Below are 25,098 nucleotides of genomic sequence, written 5' to 3'. Positions count from 1 at the left end.
TTTACGCAAAAATAAGTCCAATGATAACAGTGGCTTACAATCGATTTTTGCCGCCGTCCACAGCCGCCGCCACAATCCGGCCCTGCTGCACGCGTGACGGCGGGCAAAAGCCGTGAGAAACAGGCCCTGATGTTCGCCGATTTTGCCACCTCCGCCCTGGTCACCATGCTGGTGACGCTCGACCCGCCGGGTCTGGCGCCGATCTTTCTGTCGCTGACACGCGGCATGTCGGCAGGCGAGCGGCGGCAGGTCGCGATCCGCGCCTGCATCATCGCCTTCTGCATCATGGGCTTCTTCGGCGTCGCTGGCGACATCGTACTGAAGGCGCTGGGTGTCTCGCTGCCGGCCTTCCGCATCGCCGGTGGGCTGCTGCTGTTTTGGATCGCCTTCGAGATGGTGTTCGAGCGGCGCACCGAGCGTAAGCAGCAGACGGCGGAGACCGCGATCACGCAGGATCATATCCGTAACGTCGCGGCCTTTCCGCTGGCGATCCCGCTGATGGCGGGGCCGGGCGCTCTGACCGCGACCATCCTGCTTGCCGGCAGGGCGCATGGTGACCCGCTGCTGCTAACGACCCTGGCGGTGATCTGCGGGCTCGTGATCCTCTGCTGTCTCGCAGTGTTCCTGGCCGCGGGAGCGATCGCGCGCCTGCTCGGCGTCACCGGCAACATCGTGCTGACGCGCCTGCTCGGCGTTGTCCTGGCGGCGCTGGCGGTGCAATTCGTGATCGACGGGGTGAGGGCGGTGGTGGGAGGCGGATGAGGGAATTCAATCGCAGAGCTTTTTCAGTATTGTATAGGCGCTAACTATTTTTGAGCGTCACCCTAAGATTGGAATTAAGTTCCGACGAACGAGCTTTGAAGGCAAATTCAGAAATGCTTCCTATCTCAAATTTTATTGTCTCCTCGATTGTAGATAGAATTTGTAAGCAAACGCGATATTCTTTTTGATAGGAATATCTATTTTGCTTACGGAATGGAACATTTTGTTCTAAGAATTCTCCATGAAACTTTGTCTCATCGTAATATTCGACCATTGCGGCTTTGTACCAATGATCGCAGCTGGTTAAGCTATTACGCAGATTCCGTAAGAATTTGTCCGGGCGGACAACTACCGCGTAAGGGCCAAATTTGAAGCAGCGCTCGTCAACTTTGAACGCGGTTTGTAACTGGGTTTCGACCTCCTTATGATTGCCTTTTAGGAGGGCTGGATCCGGTATTGTTAATGTCGATATGCAGAAAACGTACATATCTGAGTAGAAATTTTTTGAGATAGAAACGGGTCCGGCCAGGTCGTTCTCTCCAATATTAATTGGTTCGAACCCACCGAAATTTATGGTAATTTCGGTTTTATCAGGCTGATGTAAAGCAACTATACCTTCGGTTGGATCAGACCTGCCATTGCAAAAATCTGACGCGTCAGTCTTCTGGAAATATCCTAATCTTCGCATGAAGAGACTTCCACGCAAAAACGAGTAAGCATATTCTTCATTGTCGAAAAATTTCACAAACGCTTGCACTCGGGACGTCAACATTCATTACCTCTGAAGTATGCCCGCTTGGTTGATGTATGTTCGCTTCGTGCAAAGCACCAGCGCTCACTTATCCCCGCCGCCACGCGCACGATATCCTCGCGCCATCCCACCCGACAAAGGGGCTTCGCGAGGCATCGTGTGGCCGGGCGGGATGCGGTGTTCGGGCTATGCGCCACCAAACGGGTGGCCTTGGTCCGGAAGGTTTTTCGCCGCCGGCCGAACAGGCAGGCCCGGTGACGACGCCTTGGCGAAAGGCCTCATAGACAACCGCGCGCGGGTTTCGGGCGGTGCCGGCAGGCGCCGCATCGACTTCGACACTCGACATCGGCACGCGGTTCAGGCCGTGCGCCGCCGCGCATCCCCTAGGGATCGTACGATGAGAAACCTCGCGGCTAGAGCCGGGTTGGGGGCTTTTGGTGTGCGCTTTTCTCGTCATTGTTTGGCGAACCAAAGCCCCGACCCGAGAACCTCAAGTCAGAGGCTCCAGCGCCTTTGCGTCATGAGATGCCCGGGTCAAGCCCGAGCATGACGCTGCGGACCGGGCTTTACCTTGCCAAAAACGCCCGGATCGCGCCTTCCGCCTGTTTCATCGACATCACGCCATCGAGATGGCCGCGAGCGCCATCGATGGCGACGTGAGTGATGTCACGACCTGCGTCTTTCGCCGCTTTAAGCGTCTGGTCGACGGTCTCGGTGGTGAAGACGAGGTCCTTGGGCTGGGTGATGTAGAGGATCGGCGCGGTGATCTTCTTCATGCCGTCGGCAAGCGAGGAGCCGCCCGCGGCGAAGAGCTGGTTCGCCTTGACCAGATAGAGGAAATGGTTGGCGTCGGAGATCTTGGCGCGGGCCATGCCGGCATTGTCCAGGACGCTCTGGACCTGGAATTTGGCCGCGAGCGTCTTGGCTGGATCCTCGCCGTCCTTGGCGGGGCGGCGGGCAAAGGTGGCGTCGGCCCAGTCCTGATGATTGGCCTGGAGCGTCACCGCCGTCAGCGCCTTGGCGAGACCGGCGAGCGGCGGCGCCTTGCCGTAATAGTCGCCATTGTTCCAGTTCGGATCGACGAGGATCGGCGCGGCCCAGACATCCAGCCAGCCGATCAGCATCGCGTCTGCCTCGCCAGCGCCGATCACGGGCATCGCCCTGGCGACCATCTCCGGGTGGCTCGCGGCCCATTCGAAGGTCTGGAGCGAGCCCATCGAGGGACCGGCGACCAGCGCCAGCTTCCTGATGCCGAGGCTCTCGACCAGTGCCTTCTGGACCTCGACGAAATCGCGGATCGTCACCACGGGGAAGTCGAGCCCGTAGGGCTTGCCGGTGTCGGGGTCGATCGAGGCCGGGCCGGTGGTCGTGGTGTTGGGATCCCCGGTCGAGAGGTTCACCAGCGTGTCGGAGGCGATGACGAAATATTTGTCGGTGTCGATCGCCTTTCCGGGGCCGATGATCGCGTCCCAATAGCCAGACTGCGCATCCTTGGCGTCGTATTTGCCGGCGGCGTGCGAATTGCCCGAGAAGAAATGGCAGATCAGGATCGCATTGGACTTGTYGGTATTCAGAGTGCCGTAGCTCTCCCAACCGACGCGCACCTGCTTCAGCACGCGGCCGGACTGGGTCGTGAAAAGCGGCAGTTCGAAGATCTTCTTTTCGGTGATCAGGTCCTGTGCCCCGGCCATGCCCGTTACCATCGTTGCGGCAAGCGCAAGCGCCGCCTTGATCCAGCTGCGCATGTCTCATCCTCCCGCCCGGCCTTCAAGAGCCGTTGGGTTTCATCAAAGCGGATTCCGATGAGGGGAGAAAGCGCGACGCCGCGAAGGGGCCGGTCGCTCAGCGGCCGAGCCAGGTCGCGGGGCGGTCGGTGGTGCTGGTCGGGCTGAGCAGGGCTTCGCTGTCCGGCGCGACCAGCTGCGCCCCGACCGGGCCCTTCAGCAGGAATGACAGTTTCGGTTGCCCGCTCGGCGCCGACAGCACGGCAGTCATGTCGATTTCGCGCGTGCTCAGAAGCGCATTGCCGGCGAGCGCGAGGCGATAGTTCGTTCCCGACATCTGCGCATCGGTCAGGACAAGCAATCCATTCGCGATGCCGGCATTTGCCGCGATTGTCTCATAGGGCGTTCGGCCCTGGCGTGAGTCGCGGCCGGGCACCACCGTGCCCCGTTCGGCCCGGCGCAGCATCTCGCCCAACGCCATTCCGCTCAGCTCGCCTTGCCGAAGATTGAGGCTGGCCTTGCCGGTCAGCGATCCCAGCAGCTCGTCGAAGCTGCGTCCCGCGCCGTCCAGGGTCATCTGGAAGCCGCCGGTTCCGGTGAGCCGCGCCAGCTGCGGGATGTCGGCGGCGGCCTGTCCGAGATTGACCTTGTCCGACGCGGCTTGGACCTTGATGTCGACGCCGGTCGGTGCCGAGACCGCAAGGAACCGGCTCTTGACGGTGCCGCCATAGGCCGAGGCACGCAGCAGGCCGGTCTCGAAGCGGCCCTTCTTGACCAGCACATAGGTCGCGACATCGGCCAGCTTGGCGCCTTTCAGAACAGCGGCATCGACCGAGACCCGCAGGTCGATGTCGCGCCCGGTCCAGCCGTCGAGATCCAGCTGGCTACGGTCGGCGGCATCGATGTTGGGCAAGGGCAGCCGGTCGATCATGCGGCCGAGATCGAGCGTCGAGCCGGCGAGCGTGCCGGAAAGGGCAAGACGGCCATCGATCTCGGTGAGTTTCATCACCCCGTCGAGCCGTTCGCCATCGAGGCCGACGACGGCGTTGTTGAACGAGGCCTCATGCGGCCGAAGCTGCAGATCGGCCGAGAGATCGACGGCGCCCAGTGCGCTGGACAGGCGCGAATTCTCGCCGAACCAAGCCAGGAGCCGGGGCAAGGCCGGCGCCGAGAGCGCCAGCGTACCATTGACGAAGGGCTCGTCGGGGCCGGAGCGGGTGCCGTCGAAGCGCAGCTTCATCAGCGAGGAGGAGGCGGAGAGGGCGGCCTTGGCGCTGCCGCCCATGACCGGCCAGAGCAGGCTGACATCGGTCGTGCTGCCGCGCCAGTTGAAGGACCCTGAGAGGCTGAAGGGCTGATTGCGTTCGCGCTCGGCGATGACGAGATTGACGTCGCGCACGATCGACTGGATCGCGCCGTCCGAGCGCAGGAAGATCGAGCCCGCGCGGATGACGATGCGGCCCTGACTGCGCAGCTTCTCCAGCTCGGCCAGAGGCGGTGCCAGCCAATCGGTCACGCTGTCGCCACCCGCTGGCACGGCGATGTCGAACTGCGGCGCGACGAGGTCGATGCGGTCGAAATCGAGCTGCCCGGTCAGAAGCGGGAGCAGACGCAGATAGGCTCTTACCCGCGCCGAGCGGCCGGAGATGGTGCCGTCTTTCTGGGTGAAGCCGATGTCCGAGAGGCTGATACGGGGCAGCGGCAGGAGCGCGAACTCCGCGCGAGCGAGCGATGTCACGGCAAAGCCCGTCCGCTGCTCGATCGCCTGAACGGTGCGGTGTTCGATCCGGCCGAGCGCGACATCCCATGAGCGCGAGCCCAGCAGGCCGGTCGCGACGATGAGGCAGAAGGCAAGGAGCGCGGCGCGTCTGGTCATGCACTTCCGAATCGGCACGGGCCGAAAGTCAGCCAGCCCCCCTGGCGGGCTGGGTTTATGCCGATCCTGGGGGGTTGTCGAGGTTTGGAGACCGGCCGTCCCCGCCGATCCGGCCTATTTCACCGTTTGGCGCGGCTTCAGGAGTGGCGAGAGCATGACGCGGCGAGATTTGGCGGGGCGAGATTTTGGCATGGCCGCGAATGGCGCGCGGATTGCGGATCACGAAGCAGTTTTCCGTCGATCGCTTCAAGAGGGCACAAGCATGTTCCAGAATCTCGCTACCCGCCGCCGTCCGCCTTTGTCGGCCGTGCTGTTCTGCTCTGCCCTGACCGTGGCCTGGTGGGCGGGCTTGTGCGCCTATGCGGGGCGAGCGATCTGGTTCTGGTGATCAGTCGGCGTCGTCTGCCGTCGCGAGATAGGCGCCGAGCAGGAAGCCGCTCTGAAGCGCGAACAGATAGCCGATCCAGATCAGGACGGTGAAGGCGCCGAATTCGCCGCGCATGATCCAGACGGAGAAGAAAAGCACTGTCACCGCCGCACTGGCGGTGATGATCGCAGCATAGCCATAGGCAAGCCCGATCAAGGCCCCGATCAAAAACAGTATTCCGGCAATTATCATAGATTTAGCAAGGCCCGATCGAAGCAGGATCTCGGATCGATTAAGGTGCACGCGCTGTCGCGCGCAAGTTCGCTTGCGAAAGACCGTTAAATAAGGACGGTCATTTCCGTCGTATTTGAATCAAATGCCGTCCTATCGCCGAATGCCGAGACGGGCAGCGGGAGTACCGAAGCGTGCCTGCTTCATCCGTGGCGCCGGATGCTCTAGAAGGCCGGCAACACAGGAGCTTCCCATGTCGATCGACGCCTCGACCCTGCAGCTCGGCCAGCCGAGCGCCCTGCCTGCTTCGCCGGAGGAGGCCCGCCTCGACCGCGTGCCCAATCCTCATGCCGGCACGCCTTATCTCGCGCGGTTCACTTGCCCGGAATTCACCTCGATCTGCCCCGTCACAGGGCAGCCGGATTTCGGCATCCTCGTGATCGACTATCTGCCGGGGCAGTGGCTGGTCGAATCGAAATCGCTCAAGCTCTATCTCGGTGCGTTCCGCAATCATGGCGCCTTCCATGAGGACTGCACAGTCGGCATCGGCAAACGATTGGTCGAGCTGCTGGAGCCGGAATGGTTTCGGATCGGCGGTTACTGGTATCCGCGCGGCGGCATCCCGATCGACGTGTTCTTCCAGACGGGCGAGGCGCCCAAGGGGCTTTGGCTGCCGGACCAAGGCGTGGCGCCCTATCGCGGGCGCTGACCCCAGATCGTCGTGGGGCCGTCATTCTCGGGCTTGGCCCGAGAATCTTTCGCCGCGAGAGGTTCCGTCGCATCCTTGTCCGCAGATGCTCGGGCCGAGCCCGAGCATGAGGTCGTGAAGGCCGGACAACGTGATGGAAGGGGTCAGCTCCGCGCGCCCAGGGGCGGCAGCAGCGTCGGTGCGATCCATCCCAACACGCCGATGCCCACGCCTGCCACGGCAAGCGCGCCGGATGTGCCGAAACCTTGCAACAGCGCGCCCATGGCAAGCGGCCCCGTCGCATGGCCCATGAAGAAGAAGCAGGCGAACAGCGCCATCGCCGAGCCGCGCGCGGTTGGGGCGAGTTCGGTCGCCTGCGCCTGGAAGGTGCCGTGGATCAGGAAGAAGCCGAAGCCGATCAGCAGAAAGACGCCGATCGCGCTCCACCACGGGCCACCAAAGATGAAGGCGAAATCGCCGATCGCGACGGCCAGGCCGCCGAGCCGCATCATCTGCGCGGGTCCGACGCGCTGGACGAGAACACGGGTGAGCAGCCCGTAGACGAGCCCGCCCAGCCCCATCGCGCCGATGGCGAGACCGGCTTCCGACGGGCCCACGCCCGAGCGCTCGTGCAGGATTGCGGCAACGAAAGGCGGCAGCCCGAAGATCAGTGCGCCTTCGAGCAAGACGAGGCCGTAGAGCACCTTGCTGCGCGGATTGGCGAAGACGGCACCGTAGCTCGTCAGGACCCCGGCAAGACTGAGCGGCGGGCGCTCCGCAAGCGCTCTTGGCTTCAGCACGAGCCGCACCACCAGCGCTCCGCAGGCTGCGAGCCCGGCGGCCACGCCCAACACGGCGCGCCAGCCGATATGGTCGGCCACGATCCCCGAGAAGGAAGCGCCGGCCATCTGCCCGACGATCATGATGACGAGGAAACGCCCGAGCATGATCTGCCGCTCGGCCATCGGCGCGCGATCCCCGATCGCCGCCATCGCCGCGGGAATGACGCCGCCGGCCGCGACGCCTGCGGCCGCGCGGAAGGCAAACAGCATCCAGTAGTTCGTGGCGAAGGCCGCAAGCGCCGAGAAGACACACAGCAGCGCCAGGCATGCGGCGATGCTGCGCAGCTTGCCCACCGAATCGGCGATTGGACCAAGGAACGGCTGGCCGAGCGCGTAGCAGCCCGAAAACGCCGTCACCAGGAAGGCGATCTGATGGACGCTCTGTCCGAACTCCAAAGCGAGCGTTGGCACCAGCGGGTCGACCAGCCGCATGGTAAAGGTCGAGGCGAAGCCGCAGAGCCCCAGGACGGGAATAAGCGCCCCCAGGCTGTCCGCCTGCTTCGGCTGGGCCGGCTCAGACATAGGCGATTGCGAGCGAGGGGCCGCCCTTGGCCAACCTGTCGAAAGCTTTCAACGTCGCGATGAGAGCCTTGAAGTCCGATAGCGGCACCATGTTGGGGCCATCCGAGGGGGCCTTGTCGGGGTCCGGATGGGTTTCGATGAATACGCCCGCGACCCCGACCGCGACAGCCGCACGCGCCAGCACCGGCACGAATTCGCGCTGGCCGCCGCTGGAGGAGCCTTTGCCGCCAGGCTGCTGCACCGAATGCGTCGCGTCGAAAATCACGGGTGCCCCGGTCTCGGCCATGATCGGCAGGCTGCGCATGTCGGTGACGAGCGTATTGTAGCCGAAAGACGCGCCGCGCTCGGTCAGCATCACATTGCCGTTGCCGCTCTCGGTGACTTTGGCCACCGCATGGATCATGTCCCAAGGCGCGAGGAACTGACCCTTCTTGATGTTCACGACGCGGCCGGTCTTCGCTGCCGCGACCAGGAGATCGGTCTGGCGGCAGAGAAAGGCCGGGATCTGCAGGACATCGACGACCGCCCCCACAGCGCCGCATTGTGCGGCATCATGGACGTCGGTCAGGACAGGCAGGCCGGTGCGTTCGCGAATCTCGGCGAAGACGGGCAGGGCGGCTTCCAGCCCCATGCCGCGCTCGCCGCGTGCGCTGGTGCGGTTTGCCTTGTCGAAGGAGGTCTTGAAGATGAGCCCGATCCGCAGCTCCTCCGCGATCTCCTTGAGCGCCATCGCGCATTCCAGCGCGTGGTCGCGGCTTTCCATCTGGCAGGGACCGGCGATGATCGAGAGCGGCAAGGCATTGCCGAACCTCACGGGCCTCGCAAGATCTTCGCCGATGGTGACGATGGCGTTGGGCGTCATGGCTGCAGTCCTTCGCGCTGATGAGCGCGGGCATATGGCGCTGGCGCCGGTGTGGTCAAGCGTTGCGGCGGGCGAGCGAAGAGTTGAACGCCGGCGCGGCGATCGGGCTGGCGAAGCAGCGGCGAGGTCTGTAAATTCACACGACGAGTACTATCTTGGCTGAGGAAGCAGGACCGGATTTGGACAAGACGCGGGCGGATATGGTCGAGGCGGAGCGAGGCGTGATGAGGCAGAGCGTGGCTGCGGGTACGACCGTGCGACCACGTCGTTTGCAAACCTTGTCCATGGCCGACCGTCCGCGCCGGGCCGGCCCGCCCGGCGATGGCGGCAAGGATGGCGCGGGTACCGCCGTGCTGACCCGCACGCGGACGAAGAAGCCCAATCTCTACCGGGTCCTGCTGCTGAACGACGATTATACGCCGATGGAATTCGTCGTGCATGTCCTGGAGCGGTTCTTCCAGAAGGACCGCGCCGCGGCGACGCAGATCATGATGCATGTGCATCAAAACGGCGTCGGCGAATGTGGCGTCTTTACCTATGAAGTCGCCGAGACCAAGGTTACGCTCGTCATGGATCTTGCGCGCAAGCACATGCATCCGCTGCAGTGCGTGATGGAAAAAAAGTAGCCTTGGGTCTGATCACTCATACCCGAAACAGATAGGAGCGCGCCCCTTGCCGAGTTTCTCGCGCAGTCTCGAACAGGCGCTTCACCGGGCTCTGGCTCTGGCCAATGAGCGCCGTCACGAATACGCCACTCTCGAACACCTTTTGCTCGCGCTGGTCGATGATCAGGACGCGGCTGCGGTGATGCGTGCCTGCAGCGTCGATCTCGATCTGCTGCGGCGCAACCTCGTCGATTATGTCGACGCCGAGCTGACCAATCTCGTCACCGACGGGCGCGATGATTCGAAGCCGACTGCGGGCTTCCAGCGTGTGATTCAGCGGGCGGTGATCCATGTGCAGTCCTCCGGCCGCGAGGAGGTGACCGGCGCCAATGTGCTGGTCGCGATGTTCGCCGAGCGCGAGAGCCACGCTGCCTACTTCCTGCAGGAGCAGGACATGACCCGCTATGACGCGGTAAATTACATCAGCCATGGCATCGCCAAGCGCCCCGGCGCCGGCGACAGCCGTCCCGTGCGCGGCTCCGAGGAAGAAGGCGAGCCGCAGCGCGAGCAACGCGCCGAACAGGCGCCGGGCGACGATAAGGACAAGAAGAAAAAGGAAAGCGCGCTCGAGGCTTATTGCGTCAACCTCAACCGCAAGGCCAAGGACGGGCGCATCGACCCGTTGATCGGGCGCGAGGCCGAGGTGCAGCGCACGATCCAGATTCTGTGTCGCCGCCAGAAGAACAATCCGCTGCTGGTCGGCGACCCCGGCGTCGGCAAGACCGCCATTGCCGAAGGGCTCGCGCTGAAGATCCTGCGTGGCGAGGTGCCCGAGGTTCTGCAGGACGCGACGGTGTTCTCGCTCGACATGGGCACTCTGCTGGCCGGCACGCGCTATCGCGGCGACTTCGAAGAGCGCCTCAAGCAGGTGATGAAGGAGATCGAGCAGCACCCCAAGGCGATCATGTTCATCGACGAGATCCACACGGTGATCGGCGCCGGTGCGACCTCGGGCGGGGCGATGGACGCCTCGAACCTGCTCAAGCCCGCGCTGGCCTCGGGTGGCCTGCGCTGCATCGGCTCGACCACCTACAAGGAGTACCGTCAGTATTTCGAGAAGGATCGGGCGCTGGTGCGGCGTTTCCAGAAGATTGACGTCAATGAGCCGTCGATTCCGGACACGATCGAGATCCTCAAGGGGCTGAAGCCCTATTTCGAGGAATTCCACAAGCTGCGCTACACCAACGAAGCCATCAAGGCGGCCGTGGAGCTCTCGGCGCGCTACATCCATGACCGCAAGCTGCCGGACAAGGCGATCGACGTGATCGACGAAACCGGTGCTTCGCAAATGCTGGTGGTCGAGGCCAAGCGGAAGAAGACGATCGGCGTCAAGGAGATCGAGGCCGCCATCGCGACGATGGCGCGCATCCCGGCCAAAACCGTCTCCAAGGACGATGCAGAGGTGCTGCGCAACCTCGAAACCACGCTCAAGCGCACCGTCTACGGCCAGGAAAAGGCGATCGAGGCTCTCTCCTCCGCGATCAAGCTGGCCCGCGCCGGCCTGCGCGACGGCGAAAAGCCGATCGGCAGCTATCTCTTCGCCGGGCCGACCGGCGTCGGCAAGACCGAGGTGGCCCGTCAGCTGGCGACCTCGCTCGGCGTTGAACTGATCCGCTTCGACATGTCGGAATATATGGAGCGCCACACCGTCTCGCGGCTGATCGGCGCGCCTCCGGGCTATGTCGGCTTCGATCAGGGCGGGCTCTTGACCGATCAGATCGACCAGCACCCGCATTCGGTGCTGCTGCTCGATGAGATCGAAAAGGCCCATCCCGACCTGTTCAACATCCTGTTGCAGGTGATGGACCACGGCAAGCTGACCGACAACAACGGCAAACAGGTCGATTTCAGGAACGTGATCCTGATCATGACGACCAATGCAGGCGCGGCTGACATGGCGCGAAATGCCTACGGCTTCACGCGCATCAAGCGCGAAGGCGATGATACCGAAGCGATCAACAAGCTGTTCGCGCCGGAATTCCGCAATCGTCTCGATTCGGTGATCTCGTTCGGGCATCTGCCGAAGACGGTGGTGGCCCGCGTGGTCGACAAGTTCGTGCTCCAGCTCGAGGCGCAGCTCGCCGATCGCAACGTCACGATCGAGCTGGCCGACGAGGCCCGCGAATGGCTGGTCGAGCACGGCTATGACGAGGCGATGGGTGCGCGGCCGATGGCGCGGCTGATCCAGCAGACGATCAAGACGCCGCTGGCCGACGAGGTGCTGTTCGGGCGCCTCAAGAATGGTGGCGCGGTCAAGGTCGTCGTGGTGCAGTCGGAAACCGGCATCCAGGTGCTGGGCCTCGAATTCCCCGAGGGCCCGGTCAAGCCGAAGCCCGAAAAGGATGTCGAGGCTCGCAACACACGCGAAGCTGCGCGCTCGAAGGCACCTGCCGGGAAGGCCGCCAAGTCGGCACCGCCGCGCCGCACGCCGAAAGGCGGCGTTCCGGAGAATACAGGTCCGGATGGTTCGACGAAGGCTTCGGGGCGGCCTGTCCGCACCGTGCCGAAAGTCCCGCTGACAAAGGCGTAAGACGGTGTTGTTCAAGCGCAAACCGGCGATGCTCGCCATCGAGAATGCGGCGCCCACTGAGACCGGCGAGGCGGTGCAACAGGCGCCCGCCAGGGCCCGGCCCACGAAGGAGCGTGTCGGCTGGTTCGAGAAGCGCCAGCGCCGCCGGCGCCGGCGGGTTATCTTCGAGGAGGTGCTGGGCTGGATCCTGGTGCCGGCGATCATCTATCTGATCTATTGGGGGATCCAGTCGATCGGAGGCATCCCCAAGGAGCTGACCGATTTCGTCAACGAGATCATCGCGACAGCGATGAAGGGCAAGGCTTGAGCCTCACGCCTGCGCTCCCTGCAGGGGAGGCAGGCTCAGTCGACGCTAGGCACGCCCACTGTCGATCGGCGATAGGATAACACCACGTCGCCCGACTCTGTGGTTTCCTCTCGCGCCAGCCTTTGAACCTATGACCGTTTCCCCGGACTGGAGCTGGAAGCGCGTGGCGCTTGCCGGCGCGCGTGATGCGCTGTCGTTGCCGGCCTGGATCGTCGGCTTCGGCCTGGTCGGCATCGGCTCGCTGGCGCATGATGTCGGTTATCCCGTCGGCGTTGCCGTGCTCTCGACGATCATCGTCTGGGCCGGGCCGTCTCAGGTTCTGTTCTTTGCCTCGATCGCGTCCGGGGCCGCCTGGAGCGCGATCGCCATCGCGATCGGCTTCGCCTCGCTGCGTTTCCTGCCCATGACGGTCGCGATCCTGCCGCTGCTTCGGCGACCGGGCCAGAGCGCCTGGATGCAGCTTCTCCTGTCGCATTACGTCGCCGTTACGGCCTGGACCGAAGGTTTGCGACGGCTGCCGGCGATACCGATGCACCAGCGGGTCGCCTATTTCCTCGGCTTCGCCAATGCCTGCATGGTGGTAAGCGCGGTCGGCACTTTCACAGGCTATTATTTGCTGGCTGAACTGCCGATCCCGTTCGCGGCAGGGCTGCTTTGCCTGACTCCGATCTTTTTCCTCGTCTCGCTCACAGCCGGACTGCGCCACCGGGGCGACGTGGCGGCGCTGCTGCTTGGTCTCGCGCTGGCCCCGATCTGCCAACGCTATATCGGCGGCGGCTTCGACCTGATCGTGGCGGGCCTAGTCGCCGGCAGCATCGCATATCTCATCGGCCGGAGGCGAAAGCCGGCATGACCCAACCTATCCCCGGCTTCGATGGGCCGTTCTGGCCCTATCTCGCGCTGTTTCTATTCGCGGCGCTGCCAACGGAAATCTGGCGCTGGCTCGCGGTGGTGTTCGCGCGCGGGCTCGACACGGATTCGGCTCTGCTCGACTGGGTCCGGGCTGTTGCGACCGCGCTGCTTGCCGGCATCGTCGCCAAGCTGATCGTCTCGCCGCCGGGCGTGCTCGCCCACGCGCCGCTCGTAGTGCGCATCGCGGCGCTGGCCGCGTCCGTCGCCGTCATGGCGGTCAGCCGCCGGCGCATGATGCTGGCGGTGCTGGCAGGCGAGACGGCCCTGATCGGCGGCGTCTGGCTGTTCGGCACAGTGTAAAGCGCGGCCTGCCCGGTCCTGTCAGGCCGTCTTGAGCGCTTCGCGGATCTTTTCCGCATGGGAGGACAGCAGTTCCGGCTTTTCCATCGCCCCGGTGTGCGGGCGCAGCGCCACGCCGTCATGGCGGGGCATGACGTGGACATGCAGGTGAAACACCACCTGCCCGCCAGCGGCCTCGTTGAACTGCTGGATCGTGACCCCATCGGCGGCGAACGCGGCCTTCACCGCCCTGGCAAGCTTTTGCGTCGTCAGCGCCACCGCCTTCAAAGCGTCCGGCGGCGCGTCCAGCACGTTCCGGCATGGCGTCCTCGGGAGGACCAGAACATGCCCGTCGGCACGGGGCATGATGTCCATGATCGCGATGGTTTCGGCATCCTCGTAGACAATCTGCGCCGGCAGTTCACCGCGCAAGATTTTAGCGAAGATATTGGTCGGGTCGTAGGCGCTCATCATGGAACCGGCAGGCTGAAACGGAAGTGCACAACCTGTGGCTCTGCCGCCGCGCCGTCAACCCGCCGACGAGCCGATGCGGCCGAGCGGCAGGACCGACTCTACTGTGCCGTCGAGCACGAGGTCGTCGGAGGCGCCGAGAATGTCGAGCTCCGAGACCGTCATGCGCAGGAGCGTCATATTCCAAAAGCGCGCGACGATATCGGCCAGCGCCATCGTCTCGGCAGCGTCGAGATCGTCGACAAGATTGTAGAGGCCGACCAGCCAGAGGTCTCCCGGCGGCCGTCCGAAAGCCTCTTGAACAGCCTGCAGCATGTTCAGACCGTCCTGCTTTTCCGGATAAACCGCGAGATAGAGCCTGCCGCGATTGACGTTTCCGGAGAACAGGCCGCGGAGCTCGACATGGAACGGCGCGATCGCCGCCAGCGCCTGCTCCGTCTGCGCCGAAATGGCAGGCGCCGTTTCCCCGGTTCCGAGCGAGCCGCAGACCGTGGCATGCAGGCGTTGCGCCCGCAGCGGAAGAATGTCCCAGGCGATCTTGCTGGAGAAGGAAGCCGCCTTCAGCTCTGCCTCAAACGCCAGAAAAACGGGAGAAGCGCGGAGTTCCTGATCGGAAACCGGAAGAACCAGGGAATGCACGCGCGGGTGACGGCCCATCTCGTAGAATTTGCCGTCCGCGCGCGGGATCACACGCGGATGGCCGGGCGCGACGAGCGGGAGGTGCGCCAGCCGATAGCTATCGTCCAGCGTCAGCGGCACGGAAAAGTCCGTCAGGCTGCGGCGATAGCCGAGCTCGCTCTCGTCGCAATAGCAGACCGCTCGGCGCGTTGGCGCCCCGTCATTCATCGGGGCCTCCGCCTTTTCGAAACGGGCTTTCGGCGTCGAGCGCATCCCGCCCGGCCGCGATCTGCTCGCGCTCTTGCGCCAGATAGGCGGCCACCGGGCGGCGCAGGCCGGGGTCGGCGATGTGATGCAGCGAGCGGGTGATGACCGGGCGATAACCGCGCGCGAGCTTGTGCTCGCCCTGGGCGCCGGCCTCGACCCGCGCCAGGCCGTGCGCAATCGCATAGTCGATCGCCTGATGGTAGCAGATCTCGAAATGCAGAAAGGGATGGTCCTCGATGCAGCCCCAGTTACGGCCATAGAGGGTGTTGGCGCCGCGAAAATTGATTGCGCCGGCGATGTATCGCCCGGCACGACGGGCCATCACCAGCACGATCCGCTCTCCCATCGCCTCACCGACGCGGGAGAAGAACGCGCGGTTGAGATAGGGGCGGCCCCATTTGCGAGAGCCCGTGTCTTCGTAGAAACCGAAGAAATCGTCCCAGACCGCTTCGGTAAGGCCGGAGCCGGACAGCACCTCGACCTCGATCCCGGCGCTCAAAGCGTCGCGCCGTTCGCGCTTCAGCGCCTTGCGCTTGCGTGAGGCGAGCGTGGCGAGGAAGTCGTCATAGGACGCGAATCCGTCGTTCTGCCAATGGAACTGCAGGTCGTGGCGTTCGAGATAGCCGGCCTCGGCCAATGCAGCGACATCGGGCTCCTGCGCGAAGGTGACGTGTACTGACGACGATTGGGTCTGGCCGCGCAAGGCCTCGAGGCCCTCGATCAGCGCGGCGCGCGCTTCATCGGCGCGTGGCCCATCCGCGACCAGCAGTCGCGGGCCGGTGGCGGGCGTGAAGGGCGCAGCGACCTGCAGCTTGGGGTAATAGCGCCCGCCGGCGCGCTCATAGGCATCCGCCCAGCTATGGTCGAAGACGTATTCGCCCTGGCTATGGCTTTTCAGGAAGCTCGGCGCGGCAGCGAGAAGCTGCCCAACCTCGTCCTCGACCAGGAGATAGGCGGGTGACCAGCCGCTGCGGGCGCCGACACAGCGGCTGTCTTCGAGCGCGCTCAGAAAGGCATGGCTGACGAAGGGGTTGTCATGATCGATGCCGCCACCCGCTGGCGGGGACGCGGCCGGATAGACCGCGTCGAGCAGCGCCCGGGGATTGGCGCAGGCGTTCCAGGCGCCGGCAGGGACGGCCTTGAGCGAGGTCGCGACGCGGACGCTGAGACCTGCCCCGTCCTCCTCGCTCAAGGGCGAAAGCCCTCGAAGACCATCTGGTCGGCGAGCCGCCTTGCCGTCTCGCGCTGTTCGGGCGTCCGCACGGTCCAGCTCATCACCGGCATGCCGACGGCGTTCCGGCAGAGATAGGGCGCTGCGCTGTCCAAATCCGTGACCTTCCAGGAGAGAAAGTCCGGCTGGCTTTCGGTGAAATGCAGCAGGTTGGCGAGCGCATGCTTCCGCTCCAGGGAGAGCTTTTCATAGTCGCCGTAATCATAGGTGTTCATCGCGACGATGCCGCGCGGGATCTGCGGAGCGAGGTCGCGCAAGGCGGTCACGATCTCGGGATCGAAGGATTTGATCACGATCGGCTGGCTGCTGCGGCTCGCGATCACGTCGGCCGTCCGGCGCGTCAGCGCGAGGTCGCCGTCGAAGCGGCTCTTGATCTCGACGACGAGCGGCACGCGGCCGCCGATCAGGTCGAGAAAGGCCGGCAGCGTCAGAATCGGATCGTTCGAGCCCGTCAGCGTGATGCGCCCGAGTTCTACTGCCGTCTTCGCGCGGACCGGCCCGCTCGCGGCCGTCAGCCGGTCGAGCACGAAATCATGGAAGACGACGGCCTCGCCATCGGCGGTGAGCTGCACGTCGCATTCGATTCCGAAACCGCCGTCGATCGCAGCCAGCGCAGCCGAGCCGCTGTTCTCGATCACGCCGGGCTCGAGCCCATGCAGGCCGCGATGGGCGATCGGTTTCGCGACCAGCCAGCCGAGGTCGGGCCGCGGCATTCTGACGCCTGACGCCATCAGGCGATCTCGAACATGGCTTCGACCTCGACCGCCGCATCGGCCGGGAGTTCGGCGACGCCGATGGTCGAGCGCGCGTGGCGCCCCTTGTCGCCGAGAATCTCGACCATCAGGTCGGAAGCGCCATTCATGATCGCCGGCAGCGCCGCGAACGTCGGAACGGCGTTGATGAAGCCGCCGAGACGCACGCAGCGCACGATCCGGCCGAGATCGCCGTTCAGCGCCGCCTTGGCCTGGGCCAGCACGTTGATGGCGCAGAGGCGGGCTGCCTCCAGCCCTGCTTCGTTGAAGATTTCGGCGCCGAGCTTGCCCTTGTGCGCATCGGCGAGCTTGCCGTCGAGCCCGAAGCAGATCTGGCCGGAGATCACCAGCAGGTTGCCGGTGATGACGTATGGAACGTAATTCGCGATGGGCGCGGCGGGCGTCGGGAGGGTGATGCCGAGTTCGGCGAGTTTGGTGTCGACGGCGTTCATGGTCTTCCGCTCCCGGTCTGGACAGGCGCCTTTCATGGCCGATGGCCGGGCCTCCCGCAAGCTGCGGTCCATGCCCGACGGGCAGGGCCGTCTCGCGCCAAGCCATGTCGCCTTCCGCTCCCCGGTCTGGACAGGCGCCTTTCATGGCCGATGGCCGGGCCTCCCGCAAGCTGCGGTCCATGCCCGACGGGCAGGGCCGTCTCGCGCCAAGCCATGTCGCCTTCCGCCATGTTTGCGCCATTGCCGCGATGCACCTAGATTTCGCCGACAGCAAGGAACGGGCGACACATGAGCGGAAGATGGTTGGGCCTTGCGGGGCCGGTTTGCATCGCAGCCATGGCGATGGCCGTTCCGGCATTCGCGCAGGATGCACCCAAGAACGTGGGCAAAGCGGCCGAACGCGTGGTTCTGGCGCCGCACCGCGCCATCTACGATCTGGTGCTGGACGGGGCCAAGCCCTCCGGCAACATCGAGACGGCGCGCGGTCGCATCGCCTATGAATTCACCGGGGATGCCTGCGAAGGTTATGCGCTCTCCTTCCGGCAGGTGACGCAGCTCGGCACCGAGGCCGGGCCGCGCGTGATTGACGCCCGCACCACCAGCTTCGAGGCCGGTGACGGCGCAAGCTATCGCTTCAAGAACGAGAGTTCGGCGGCCGGCGGTACACCCGAGACCGTCGACGGCACGGCGCAGAAGGAGAGCGGCGGCTACGAGGTCAAGCTTCGCCAGCCCAAGACGGAGAGCTACCGCGAGCAGCTCGACGCGCTGTTCCCGAACGCACAGATGAAAGCTGTGATCGAGGCGGCGCGCGCCGGAAAGACCACGCTCAGTGTTAGGCTCTATGACGGCGCCAATACCGGCAAGGACGTTTACGACACGCTGTCGGTCATCGGAAAGCGGATCGAGGCCGAGCCGTCCGACAAGCCGCTCCAGCGCCCCGAATTCGAAAAGATGGCGCGCTGGCCGGTGACCATCTCCTATTTCAAGGCCGGTTCGGGCGAGACGACGCCCTCCTACACCATCGCCTTCGATCTCTATGAGAACGGCGTCACGGGCGCGTTGCGGCTGGACTATGGCAGCTTCGCCCTGCGCGGCACCCTCACTCGTCTGGATCTGCTCCCTCAAGATCCTTGCGCGAAGTAGCAGCTTCGCCCGAGCGGCGCTGCGGCAGACGCAGGCTCAGGCCCCGGCCGATGGCCTCATCGCCGAAGCGGGCCCGAAGGGCGTCCAGCGCGCCCTCCATGGCCTTCAGTCGGGGCGTCGCGGTGTCGGCCAGATCGCCGTGATCGGCCTCTGAGGGGGCGCTGAAATCGCTCGCGCCGATGCCGATCAGCCGATAGCGCGGGCCGCTGCATTCGCGCTTGAGCAAGTCGCGCCCGGCGGCAAACAGCCGCGCGGCCAGCTGTGTCGGCTCGGGCAGGCGGCTGGCCCGCGTCGTCGTGTGAAAATCGGCGGTCTTGAGCTTGAGCGTGATCGTCCGCCCCGCCAGTTCCTGAGCCTTGAGGCGCTTCGATGTCTTCTCGCAGAGCCGCCACAGGATCGGCTCCAACTCGTCGAAGCGGGCGAGGTCGACATCGAGCGTGGTTTCGCTCGAGACGCTTTTCGTCTCCCGGTCGGGCGTGACCGGGCGAGCGTCGATGCCGTTGGCGAGGTTTTTGAGGCGCGGCCCGTCCTTTCCAGCCGACCGGAACAGCTTTTCGACCGGGGCGTCGCTGAGATCGCCGATCAGCTTGAAGCCGGCCTGCGCCAGCTTGGCGACGCTCGCCGGCCCCATGCCGGGAATGAGGCCGACCGGCTTGTCTGCGAGAAACGCCACCGCCTCGCCACGGCCGATGATCGAGAAACCGCGCGGCTTGTCGAGGTCCGAGGCGACCTTGGCCAGGAACTTGGCATAGGACAGGCCGACCGAGACGGTGATGCCGAGTTCGCTTTCCACGCGTCTGGCGAAGCGGGCCAGGGTCTCGGCAGGATTGGCGTGATGCAGACGTTGCGTGCCCGCCAGATCGAGAAAAGCCTCGTCGATCGAAATCGGCTCGACCAGCGGCGTCAGCTCCCGCATCATCTGGCGGATTTCTCGGCCGACCGAGACATATTTCGCCATGTTCGGCTTGACGACGACCGCCTCGGGGCAGGCCTTCAGCGCCTTGAACATTGGCATCGCCGAGCGCACGCCATAGGTGCGCGCGATATAGCAGGCCGTCGAGACCACGCCGCGCTTGCCGCCGCCGATGATCAACGGCTTGTCCTGCAGGCTCGGGTCGTCGCGCTTTTCAATCGCCGCATAAAAAGCGTCGCAGTCGATATGCGCGAGACTCAAGGTGTCGCGCTCGGCATGACGGATCAGGCGCGGCGACCCGCAGCTCGAGCAGCGCCGGAGCGGGCCTGGCCCGTCATGGTCGATCAGGCAGTCTCGGCACAGGCTGCGCATGAACGCTGCCGGCCGGTCAGGCGAAATCGCCGGAGCCCGGCTCTGGTCCCGCGAGCAGCCGACGGGCCTGCGCCACGCTTTCCGGGTTCAGCCCCAGATTTCCGGCGAATTCGAGCAGAAGCGAATCGCTCGATCCGATATGCTCCAATATGGCGGCCAGGAAACCGGGTTCGGCCGCGGCAGCACGCAGCCGGCCCGGATCGAGCCCCGTCACCGCCAGGAAGGGGCCGATGCGTTCCGGCTCGGCGGCAAGGAAGCCCAATGCCTGGATCGCCAGGCCTTCGGCATCCTGAAGTGTCTGTCTGGGTACCATGACCTTGAGTCGCGTATTCGGTTTGCGTTTCGTCAACTCGTCGCATGCTAGCACAATCCGCGAACGAAGCCGCCGATCCCAGGTTCGATCACCTGTGGATTTTCCTGGCGCTATAGAAGGGCGGCCCGATGAAGACGGTTCTCATCGTCGAGGACAACGAGCTCAACATGAAGCTCTTCAACGACCTGCTCGAAGCCCATGGCTATGCCACGCTGAAGACCGCGGACGGCATCGAGGCCATCGAGCTGGCGCGCAACCATCGCCCCGATCTGATCCTGATGGACATCCAGCTGCCGGAGGTTTCCGGGCTGGAGGTGACCAAATGGATCAAAGAGGATGACGACCTCAAGGCCATTCCCGTGGTCGCCGTGACGGCCTTCGCGATGAAGGGCGACGAGGAGCGCATTCGCGAGGGCGGCTGCGAAGCCTATCTTTCCAAGCCGATCTCGGTCGCGAAATTTCTGGAGACCGTCCGGACCTATGCCGGTCCGGCCTGACGTTCGGGCAATCGAGCCGACTATCGGAGTCGGCTCGATTGCGCCTCATTCTGTTACTGCATCGGCATTCCCGAAACCCGCAATCCACTTTTCGGGCCGATGCTCGGGAAAGCAGGACCATGTCAGCCCGCGTTCTCGTCGTCGATGATACGCCTGCCAATGTGAAGCTGCTGGAAGCGAAGCTTTCGGCCGAATATTACGATGTCATGATCGCTTCCAGCGGCGCGGAAGCCCTCGCCATCTGCGAGCGCGGCGAGCCTGACATCGTGCTGCTCGACGTGATGATGCCCGGCATGAACGGTTTCGAGGTCTGCCGCCGGCTGAAGAACCAGCCTAATACGGCGCATATTCCCGTCGTCATGGTCACGACGCTGGACCAGCCGCGCGACCGGCTGCAGGGGCTGGATGCCGGCGCCGACGACTTCCTGACAAAGCCGCTCGACGATGCGGCGCTGATGGCGCGTGTTCGCAGCCTGACGCGGCTCAAGACGATGACGGACGAGCTGCGCAACCGCGCCATCGCCTCGCGCCGCCTCGGGATCGCCGACCCGCTCGCGGCGGCGGCTGCAGAGACGGGCCTTAGCGGCCGTGTCCTGCTCGTCGAAGATCGCGCCAGCGTGGCAGAGCGCCTGCAGAGCGCATTGTCTGCCTTCCATGCCGTCGAGATCGAAACCAATTCACAGCAGGCTCTGCTACGCGCGGCCGATGAAGCGTTCGATTGCGTTCTGGTCAGCCTCGATCTCGAAGGACAGGACGGGCTGCGGCTCTGTAGCCAGCTGCGCTCTCTGGAAAAGACCCGCGACATTTCCGTGCTGCTGCTGGCCGAGATGGAGGATCGCGCCCGCATCCTGCGCGGCCTCGAAATCGGCGCCCATGATTTTCTGATTCGTCCGATCGATCGCAACGAGCTGCTCGCCCGGGTGCGCACCCAGATCAGGCGCAAACGCTTCACCGACCGCCTTCGAGACAGCCTGCAATCCTCCATGGAAATGGCGGTGCTGGATCAGCTGACAGGGCTGCACAACCGTCGTTTCATGGACAGCCGTCTGGCGGCGATGTTCGAGGAATCGGTGATGCGAGCGCGCACGCTCTCGCTGCTCGTGCTCGACGTCGATCATTTCAAGGTGGTCAACGACAGCTGGGGCCACGATGCCGGCGACGAGGTTCTGCGCGAGTTCGCCGATCGCGTCCGTGCCTGCACCCGCGGCATCGACGTCGTTGCGCGCATGGGCGGAGAAGAGGTCGTCGTGGTTCTGCCGGACACGGCAGCGCCGGCGGCGCAAGCGGTGGCGGAGCGGATCCGCGAGCGGGTCGAAAGCGAACCCTTCATGATCCAGGGCGGCCTCCGAGGCATCCCGGTGACCGTGTCGATCGGTGTCGCGAACCGGAAAGCGGGCGATCAATCCGCCGCCGATATGATGAAACGCGCAGACGAAGCGCTGTACCTGGCCAAGGCAGGCGGCCGCAACCGCGTCATCGTCGCGAACGCGGCTTAGGAGCGATGACTGGGCAGCGTCGTTGCGCGATCGCTTTCGCCCCGGCGGCCAGGCCATTTGAAATGTTCAGTAATATGGCCTGACGCAAGCGCTGTTTACTGTGGGACTTAAGCTTATGAGGTAAGGTTAAGCCCAGAGGCTTATGGTAAACAAGACGTATTCGATTGATCTCGACCGGTCACATTGTAAGGGTTTGCCACGGCAGCGGCTATCAAGCCGCTCAGCAATGCCCTTCGGGTGCTCAGGTCCGCCGCATCTCCTGGGAAACCGTCGGGCTCGGTCGGCTGGTTGCGGATGTCCGGCCTCCTCGGAACCGCAACCGGCCGGCCACTTTCGTTCCTCGGATCTCGCTGCGCGATCTTTCGCGGCAGGAGCGAGGCTTGCAGCGGCAGGCTCAGCGGCCGAGGTAACTCAGGAACGCCGGCAGCCAATACCCGGCCGCGCCGAAAGCCGCGAGCAGCGCGACGAGCCCTACAGCCGCGCCGAACCGCTTTCCGACAAAGCGCGATGAATCGACCTGCACGAGAAGGCGCAGCAGCCTGCGTGTCGCGCCGTGTGCACCGGCCCGGCCATCTTCCGGCTCGCTTTTCGTCACCAGCCTGATCTCCACAGTCCCGAGCTTCCGCGCGTCAACCAACGGCAAGACGGAAGGTTGCCTCGCTGCGTTAGTCGATCGGCTTGCATTCCATGCGCACCCTCTCGCCGACGCTGCTCGATGTCTGGCAGGAGACCCGACCTGGAACCGGCAACGTGTCGCCGACCGGGATCACGCGCGCGGAGGGCGAGCGTCTGCTGGCGGTGGCAACCGGCTGAAGAGCCCGGCGTTGCGAGAGGGTCGGAGCGATCTGCCCACGCAGGCCGATCCGCGGCTCCAAGGTGGCGCGCTCGCTCGGTTTGGGCTCCATATCCACGGCCGCTGCGACCCCGGAAGACGCCGTGGGAGGAGGCGACAGCACTTCGTTTCCGAGGATGATCGGCTCCGGCTGCGGGGCCGGCCGCCATGGCGCCCAGCTCGTCAGGCGCGTGAACGCCTCCTGCGTCGGTTTTGTGATCATCTCGGCGTTGGGCATCGACTGCATGCAGCCCGACATCATCAGCCCGGCGCAACACACCGCAGCGCGGCTTGGGATCGGCAGCATCATCGCCCGTTCCTGCTGTTGATTTCGCGAGTGGGCGGACTTTTCAAAGATGCGGTGCTGGAGTCAAGCTCCGTCCGATGATCGAGCCTCACCCGTTGGGGAGCGCTGCGCGCCGAGCGACGAATTCAGCGCGCTTGCGGTCGGCGCGAACCCGACACCGTTCTTCCTCGATCGATCGGCTCTGCCAGCGGGCGCATCGACGCCGGCCCGCATCACGAAAGCCGGCGATCCAGGAGATCCTCGATACGCTCGAGAAGGTTTCGGTGTTCGATCAGGAGTTGCTGCAACGGGCCGATCGACCTGAAAGCGGCGAGGTCTTGCTGCTCCTCGCCCTGGTCCGACCACTGCGCAATGGCTGATTCCGCGGCGGCGACATACTGCTCGCCCGGATCAATGGCGGGGGACTCGCCGCTTTCCAGGGCGATGCGCCGTGCGATCGCATCACGCAAGGCCGTTTCGTGCTCGGTCAGAGCGTCGAGTTCGTCGGTATAGCGCGGCATCGGCTGAAATATGGGTCGCTGGGCAGGCGTCGAGGAGCTTGTACCATCAATGCAAAAAGCCGCCCCAATGGAGCGGCTTCCGGCAGAAACGCAGGAGTAAAGCCGCAGCCTTACTTGATCTTGGTTTCCTTGAACTCGACGTGCTTGCGCGCGATCGGGTCATACTTCTTCTTCGACATCTTCTCGGTCATCGTGCGCGAGTTCTTCTTCGTCACGTAGAAGAAGCCGGTGTCGGCGGTCGAAATGAGTTTGATCTTGATCGTCACGGCCTTGGCCATGGGCGTATCCTCGAACCAGGCGGGCTTGAAAGCCCTCAGAAAAGAAAATGGCCGGGGACACCCGGCAAACCGTCACGGCGGGAAATGCCGCATAGGTCAGGCGAAGTCAAGGAAGAATAGCGCTGAGGGAAGCCCCTTCGCCGGTCGCGCGGGGGCTAAAGCTCCTCGCGCACGAAGCTGCCGCGCTTTTCCCAATAGAACGGCACAGGGAGCCACGGGGCGAAACGGCCCTCGATCCGCGCCTCCACCTCCTGAATGATCACCTTCGTGATCGTCGGGAGGTCGAGTTCTCTGGCCTCGTCGAAATCGACCCAGACGAGGTCGATCAGCTCCGAATCGGGACCGACGACGCCGTCGACCTTCTTTGCCATCGCGGACGCATCGATGGTGAAGAAACGGGTATCGAAACGCTTGGGCCGGCGCGGTGGCGTGATGGCGCGGGCGACGAAGGTGATCGCCGAGAGATCGGGAAAGATGCCGTGGGCGGCGAATTCGCTCCAGCTTCCGGCGGGCGCGGCGTCGGGCGCGCCGAACTCGTCTGTGCCGAACAGGAGCCCGGTCTCCTCGAAGGTTTCCCGGACCGCGGCCAGCGCCAGCGCCCGGGCCTTGCCGATGCCCGACCGCGGGGCTCTCTTGATCAGGCGATCCTCGCAGATCTGGGGCAGGGCGCCCGTGGCGGCCATGCGCCGGTCGGCATCGTCCAGCCGCCCGCCGGGAAAGACGTATTTGCCCGGCATGAATTTGTGGCTCGCATGGCGCTTGCCCATGAGGACCATGGGGCGCGCGGCCGATCGATCGATGATCATCATCGTCGCGGCGTCCTTCGGCCGCTGGTTGACGGTGACGCGGGTCCGCTCGGCTTGCGTGAGGGTCACGCTATGGTCGGTCATGGACCATATCCGCGCTGGGGAAGAGGCTGGCGTTCGGGCAGATCGGGCTCGCCGCTGAAGCCGTGCATGCGCAACGCCCATTGCAGACCGATGACGCCGCCTTTGACGGGCTGCATCAGCATGAGTGACAGAATGACGGTCAGGCTCGGCCAAAGCGCCATGTGAAGCGCCATCGGCCAGTCGCCATATCTCTCCGCGAGCAGCAGCCCGCCGACGATGACATGGCCGACGATGGTGATGACGATATAGGGCGGCAGATCATCAGCCCGCTGGTGGTGAAGCTCTTCCCCGCAGGCCTCGCACCGGTCGACCGGCTTCAGAAAGCCTCGAAACAGCTTTCCACGACCGCAATGCGGGCAGCGCCCCTGAACGCCGCGCGCGACGGCCTGGCGCCACTCCCGCGCGATATCATGACCCTGCGCAGCATGGATGCGAACGCTCATCGGTC

The 25,098-nt window shown here is 64.6% G+C and carries 30 protein-coding genes; 11 read left to right on the top strand and 19 right to left on the bottom strand.

Annotation, left to right across the window (positions count from 1 at the left end; translation table 11 throughout):
• The first annotated feature begins 129 nt into the window (after positions 1 to 129).
• On the top strand, positions 130 to 762 hold the full coding sequence (locus AC1DR6_RS19335; RefSeq protein WP_476830890.1) for a MarC family protein: 633 nt from the start codon (positions 130 to 132) through the stop codon (positions 760 to 762).
• Positions 763 to 802: 40 nt separating this feature from the next.
• Here AC1DR6_RS19335 and AC1DR6_RS19330 read toward each other — a convergent pair whose 3' ends face one another.
• The 3 genes from AC1DR6_RS19330 to AC1DR6_RS19320 form a co-directional block, all read right to left on the bottom strand.
• Complete coding sequence (locus AC1DR6_RS19330; protein WP_476830889.1) at positions 803 to 1,507, bottom strand: hypothetical protein; 705 nt, start codon at positions 1,505 to 1,507, stop codon at positions 803 to 805.
• Positions 1,508 to 2,079: 572 nt separating this feature from the next.
• Positions 2,080 to 3,258: an E22 family MetX-like putative esterase gene (locus AC1DR6_RS19325; RefSeq protein ID WP_476830888.1), complete on the bottom strand. Its 1,179-nt coding sequence runs from the start codon at positions 3,256 to 3,258 to the stop codon at positions 2,080 to 2,082.
• Between the two features lie 97 nt (positions 3,259 to 3,355).
• Positions 3,356 to 5,113, bottom strand: a complete 1,758-nt coding sequence (locus AC1DR6_RS19320) for an AsmA family protein (protein ID WP_476830887.1) — start codon at positions 5,111 to 5,113, stop codon at positions 3,356 to 3,358.
• 262 nt (positions 5,114 to 5,375) lie between these two features.
• Between AC1DR6_RS19320 and AC1DR6_RS19315 the strand changes: the two genes are divergently transcribed.
• Positions 5,376 to 5,501 carry a hypothetical protein gene (locus AC1DR6_RS19315; RefSeq protein WP_476830886.1) on the top strand — a complete coding sequence of 42 codons (126 nt, stop codon included), beginning with the start codon at positions 5,376 to 5,378 and terminating at the stop codon, positions 5,499 to 5,501.
• Here AC1DR6_RS19315 and AC1DR6_RS19310 read toward each other — a convergent pair whose 3' ends face one another.
• Positions 5,502 to 5,708 (bottom strand): hypothetical protein, encoded by a 207-nt coding sequence (locus tag AC1DR6_RS19310; RefSeq protein WP_476830885.1) that lies wholly within the window; start codon positions 5,706 to 5,708, stop codon positions 5,502 to 5,504.
• Positions 5,709 to 5,964: 256 nt separating this feature from the next.
• Between AC1DR6_RS19310 and queF the strand changes: the two genes are divergently transcribed.
• Positions 5,965 to 6,420 carry a preQ(1) synthase gene (queF, locus tag AC1DR6_RS19305; protein WP_476830884.1) on the top strand — a complete coding sequence of 152 codons (456 nt, stop codon included), beginning with the start codon at positions 5,965 to 5,967 and terminating at the stop codon, positions 6,418 to 6,420.
• Positions 6,421 to 6,563: 143 nt separating this feature from the next.
• On the opposite strand, the gene AC1DR6_RS19300 is transcribed toward queF, so the two are convergent.
• Positions 6,564 to 7,763: an MFS transporter gene (locus tag AC1DR6_RS19300; protein ID WP_476830883.1), complete on the bottom strand. Its 1,200-nt coding sequence runs from the start codon at positions 7,761 to 7,763 to the stop codon at positions 6,564 to 6,566.
• The gene (gene kdsA, locus AC1DR6_RS19295) at positions 7,756 to 8,625 is read right to left on the bottom strand and encodes a 3-deoxy-8-phosphooctulonate synthase (RefSeq protein WP_476830882.1); all 870 of its coding nucleotides are present in this window, start codon (positions 8,623 to 8,625) and stop codon (positions 7,756 to 7,758) included. Before kdsA ends, AC1DR6_RS19300 begins: the two co-directional genes overlap by 8 nt.
• A 284-nt stretch (positions 8,626 to 8,909) precedes the next feature.
• Between kdsA and clpS the strand changes: the two genes are divergently transcribed.
• The 5 genes from clpS to AC1DR6_RS19270 all read left to right on the top strand — a co-directional run bounded on the left by clpS (position 8,910) and on the right by AC1DR6_RS19270 (position 13,339).
• Complete coding sequence (gene clpS / locus AC1DR6_RS19290; protein WP_476830929.1) at positions 8,910 to 9,251, top strand: ATP-dependent Clp protease adapter ClpS; 342 nt, start codon at positions 8,910 to 8,912, stop codon at positions 9,249 to 9,251.
• Positions 9,252 to 9,297: 46 nt separating this feature from the next.
• A complete protein-coding gene (gene clpA / locus AC1DR6_RS19285) occupies positions 9,298 to 11,820 on the top strand; it encodes an ATP-dependent Clp protease ATP-binding subunit ClpA (RefSeq protein ID WP_476830881.1) in 2,523 nt (840 codons plus the stop codon).
• Between the two features lie 4 nt (positions 11,821 to 11,824).
• Positions 11,825 to 12,127 carry a hypothetical protein gene (locus AC1DR6_RS19280; RefSeq protein WP_476830880.1) on the top strand — a complete coding sequence of 101 codons (303 nt, stop codon included), beginning with the start codon at positions 11,825 to 11,827 and terminating at the stop codon, positions 12,125 to 12,127.
• A gap of 130 nt (positions 12,128 to 12,257) precedes the next feature.
• Entirely contained in the window at positions 12,258 to 12,980 is a 723-nt protein-coding gene (locus AC1DR6_RS19275) for an AzlC family ABC transporter permease (RefSeq protein ID WP_476830879.1), read from the top strand.
• A complete protein-coding gene (locus AC1DR6_RS19270) occupies positions 12,977 to 13,339 on the top strand; it encodes an AzlD domain-containing protein (RefSeq protein ID WP_476830878.1) in 363 nt (120 codons plus the stop codon). The genes AC1DR6_RS19275 and AC1DR6_RS19270 overlap by 4 nt, the downstream gene beginning before the upstream one ends.
• Before the next feature lie 21 nt (positions 13,340 to 13,360).
• Here the strand turns inward: AC1DR6_RS19270 and AC1DR6_RS19265 are convergent, their stop codons facing one another.
• The 5 genes from AC1DR6_RS19265 to AC1DR6_RS19245 are packed head-to-tail and all read right to left on the bottom strand — an operon-like array spanning position 13,361 to position 17,109.
• The gene (locus tag AC1DR6_RS19265) at positions 13,361 to 13,789 is read right to left on the bottom strand and encodes an HIT family protein (protein WP_476830877.1); all 429 of its coding nucleotides are present in this window, start codon (positions 13,787 to 13,789) and stop codon (positions 13,361 to 13,363) included.
• Between the two features lie 57 nt (positions 13,790 to 13,846).
• Positions 13,847 to 14,635 (bottom strand): 2'-5' RNA ligase family protein, encoded by a 789-nt coding sequence (locus tag AC1DR6_RS19260; RefSeq protein WP_476830876.1) that lies wholly within the window; start codon positions 14,633 to 14,635, stop codon positions 13,847 to 13,849.
• Positions 14,628 to 15,866 carry a GNAT family N-acetyltransferase gene (locus AC1DR6_RS19255; RefSeq protein WP_476830875.1) on the bottom strand — a complete coding sequence of 413 codons (1,239 nt, stop codon included), beginning with the start codon at positions 15,864 to 15,866 and terminating at the stop codon, positions 14,628 to 14,630. Before AC1DR6_RS19255 ends, AC1DR6_RS19260 begins: the two co-directional genes overlap by 8 nt.
• A complete protein-coding gene (locus AC1DR6_RS19250) occupies positions 15,863 to 16,618 on the bottom strand; it encodes a glycerophosphodiester phosphodiesterase family protein (RefSeq protein ID WP_476830874.1) in 756 nt (251 codons plus the stop codon). The genes AC1DR6_RS19255 and AC1DR6_RS19250 overlap by 4 nt, the downstream gene beginning before the upstream one ends.
• Positions 16,619 to 16,635: 17 nt before the next feature.
• A complete protein-coding gene (locus AC1DR6_RS19245) occupies positions 16,636 to 17,109 on the bottom strand; it encodes a RidA family protein (RefSeq protein WP_476830873.1) in 474 nt (157 codons plus the stop codon).
• A 288-nt stretch (positions 17,110 to 17,397) separates the two neighbouring features.
• On the opposite strand from AC1DR6_RS19245, the gene AC1DR6_RS19240 reads away from it, so the two are divergent.
• The gene (locus tag AC1DR6_RS19240; RefSeq protein WP_476830872.1) at positions 17,398 to 18,252 is read left to right on the top strand and encodes a cell envelope integrity EipB family protein; all 855 of its coding nucleotides are present in this window, start codon (positions 17,398 to 17,400) and stop codon (positions 18,250 to 18,252) included.
• Here the strand turns inward: AC1DR6_RS19240 and AC1DR6_RS19235 are convergent.
• Positions 18,209 to 19,537, bottom strand: coding sequence for a DNA polymerase IV (locus tag AC1DR6_RS19235; protein ID WP_476830871.1), 1,329 nt, complete (start codon positions 19,535 to 19,537; stop codon positions 18,209 to 18,211). The genes AC1DR6_RS19240 and AC1DR6_RS19235 overlap by 44 nt on opposite strands.
• Before the next feature lie 16 nt (positions 19,538 to 19,553).
• On the bottom strand, positions 19,554 to 19,850 hold the full coding sequence (locus tag AC1DR6_RS19230; protein ID WP_476830870.1) for a DUF3572 domain-containing protein: 297 nt from the start codon (positions 19,848 to 19,850) through the stop codon (positions 19,554 to 19,556).
• 128 nt (positions 19,851 to 19,978) lie between these two features.
• On the opposite strand from AC1DR6_RS19230, the gene AC1DR6_RS19225 reads away from it, so the two are divergent.
• Both AC1DR6_RS19225 and AC1DR6_RS19220 read left to right on the top strand, forming a co-directional pair.
• A complete protein-coding gene (locus AC1DR6_RS19225; RefSeq protein ID WP_476830869.1) occupies positions 19,979 to 20,347 on the top strand; it encodes a response regulator in 369 nt (122 codons plus the stop codon).
• Positions 20,348 to 20,466: 119 nt separating this feature from the next.
• Positions 20,467 to 21,843 carry a PleD family two-component system response regulator gene (locus AC1DR6_RS19220; RefSeq protein ID WP_476830868.1) on the top strand — a complete coding sequence of 459 codons (1,377 nt, stop codon included), beginning with the start codon at positions 20,467 to 20,469 and terminating at the stop codon, positions 21,841 to 21,843.
• Positions 21,844 to 22,237: 394 nt separating this feature from the next.
• On the opposite strand, the gene AC1DR6_RS19215 is transcribed toward AC1DR6_RS19220, so the two are convergent.
• The 6 genes from AC1DR6_RS19215 to AC1DR6_RS19190 all read right to left on the bottom strand — a co-directional run bounded on the left by AC1DR6_RS19215 (position 22,238) and on the right by AC1DR6_RS19190 (position 25,093).
• Entirely contained in the window at positions 22,238 to 22,438 is a 201-nt protein-coding gene (locus AC1DR6_RS19215) for a hypothetical protein (RefSeq protein WP_476830867.1), read from the bottom strand.
• Positions 22,439 to 22,508: 70 nt separating this feature from the next.
• Positions 22,509 to 22,985: a hypothetical protein gene (locus AC1DR6_RS19210; protein WP_476830866.1), complete on the bottom strand. Its 477-nt coding sequence runs from the start codon at positions 22,983 to 22,985 to the stop codon at positions 22,509 to 22,511.
• A 209-nt stretch (positions 22,986 to 23,194) separates the two neighbouring features.
• A complete protein-coding gene (locus tag AC1DR6_RS19205; protein WP_476830865.1) occupies positions 23,195 to 23,482 on the bottom strand; it encodes a hypothetical protein in 288 nt (95 codons plus the stop codon).
• Between the two features lie 110 nt (positions 23,483 to 23,592).
• A complete protein-coding gene (gene rpmG / locus AC1DR6_RS19200) occupies positions 23,593 to 23,760 on the bottom strand; it encodes a 50S ribosomal protein L33 (RefSeq protein WP_057193060.1) in 168 nt (55 codons plus the stop codon).
• 155 nt (positions 23,761 to 23,915) lie between these two features.
• On the bottom strand, positions 23,916 to 24,650 hold the full coding sequence (locus tag AC1DR6_RS19195; protein WP_476830864.1) for an NUDIX hydrolase: 735 nt from the start codon (positions 24,648 to 24,650) through the stop codon (positions 23,916 to 23,918).
• The gene (locus AC1DR6_RS19190) at positions 24,647 to 25,093 is read right to left on the bottom strand and encodes a DUF983 domain-containing protein (RefSeq protein WP_476830863.1); all 447 of its coding nucleotides are present in this window, start codon (positions 25,091 to 25,093) and stop codon (positions 24,647 to 24,649) included. Before AC1DR6_RS19190 ends, AC1DR6_RS19195 begins: the two co-directional genes overlap by 4 nt.
• Positions 25,094 to 25,098: the final 5 nt, after the last annotated feature.

This window comes from Allobosea sp. P5_A5, from assembly GCF_056400625.1.
Note: the sequence above shows the minus strand (reverse complement) of the source record. Positions and strands in the feature narration are given on the sequence as shown.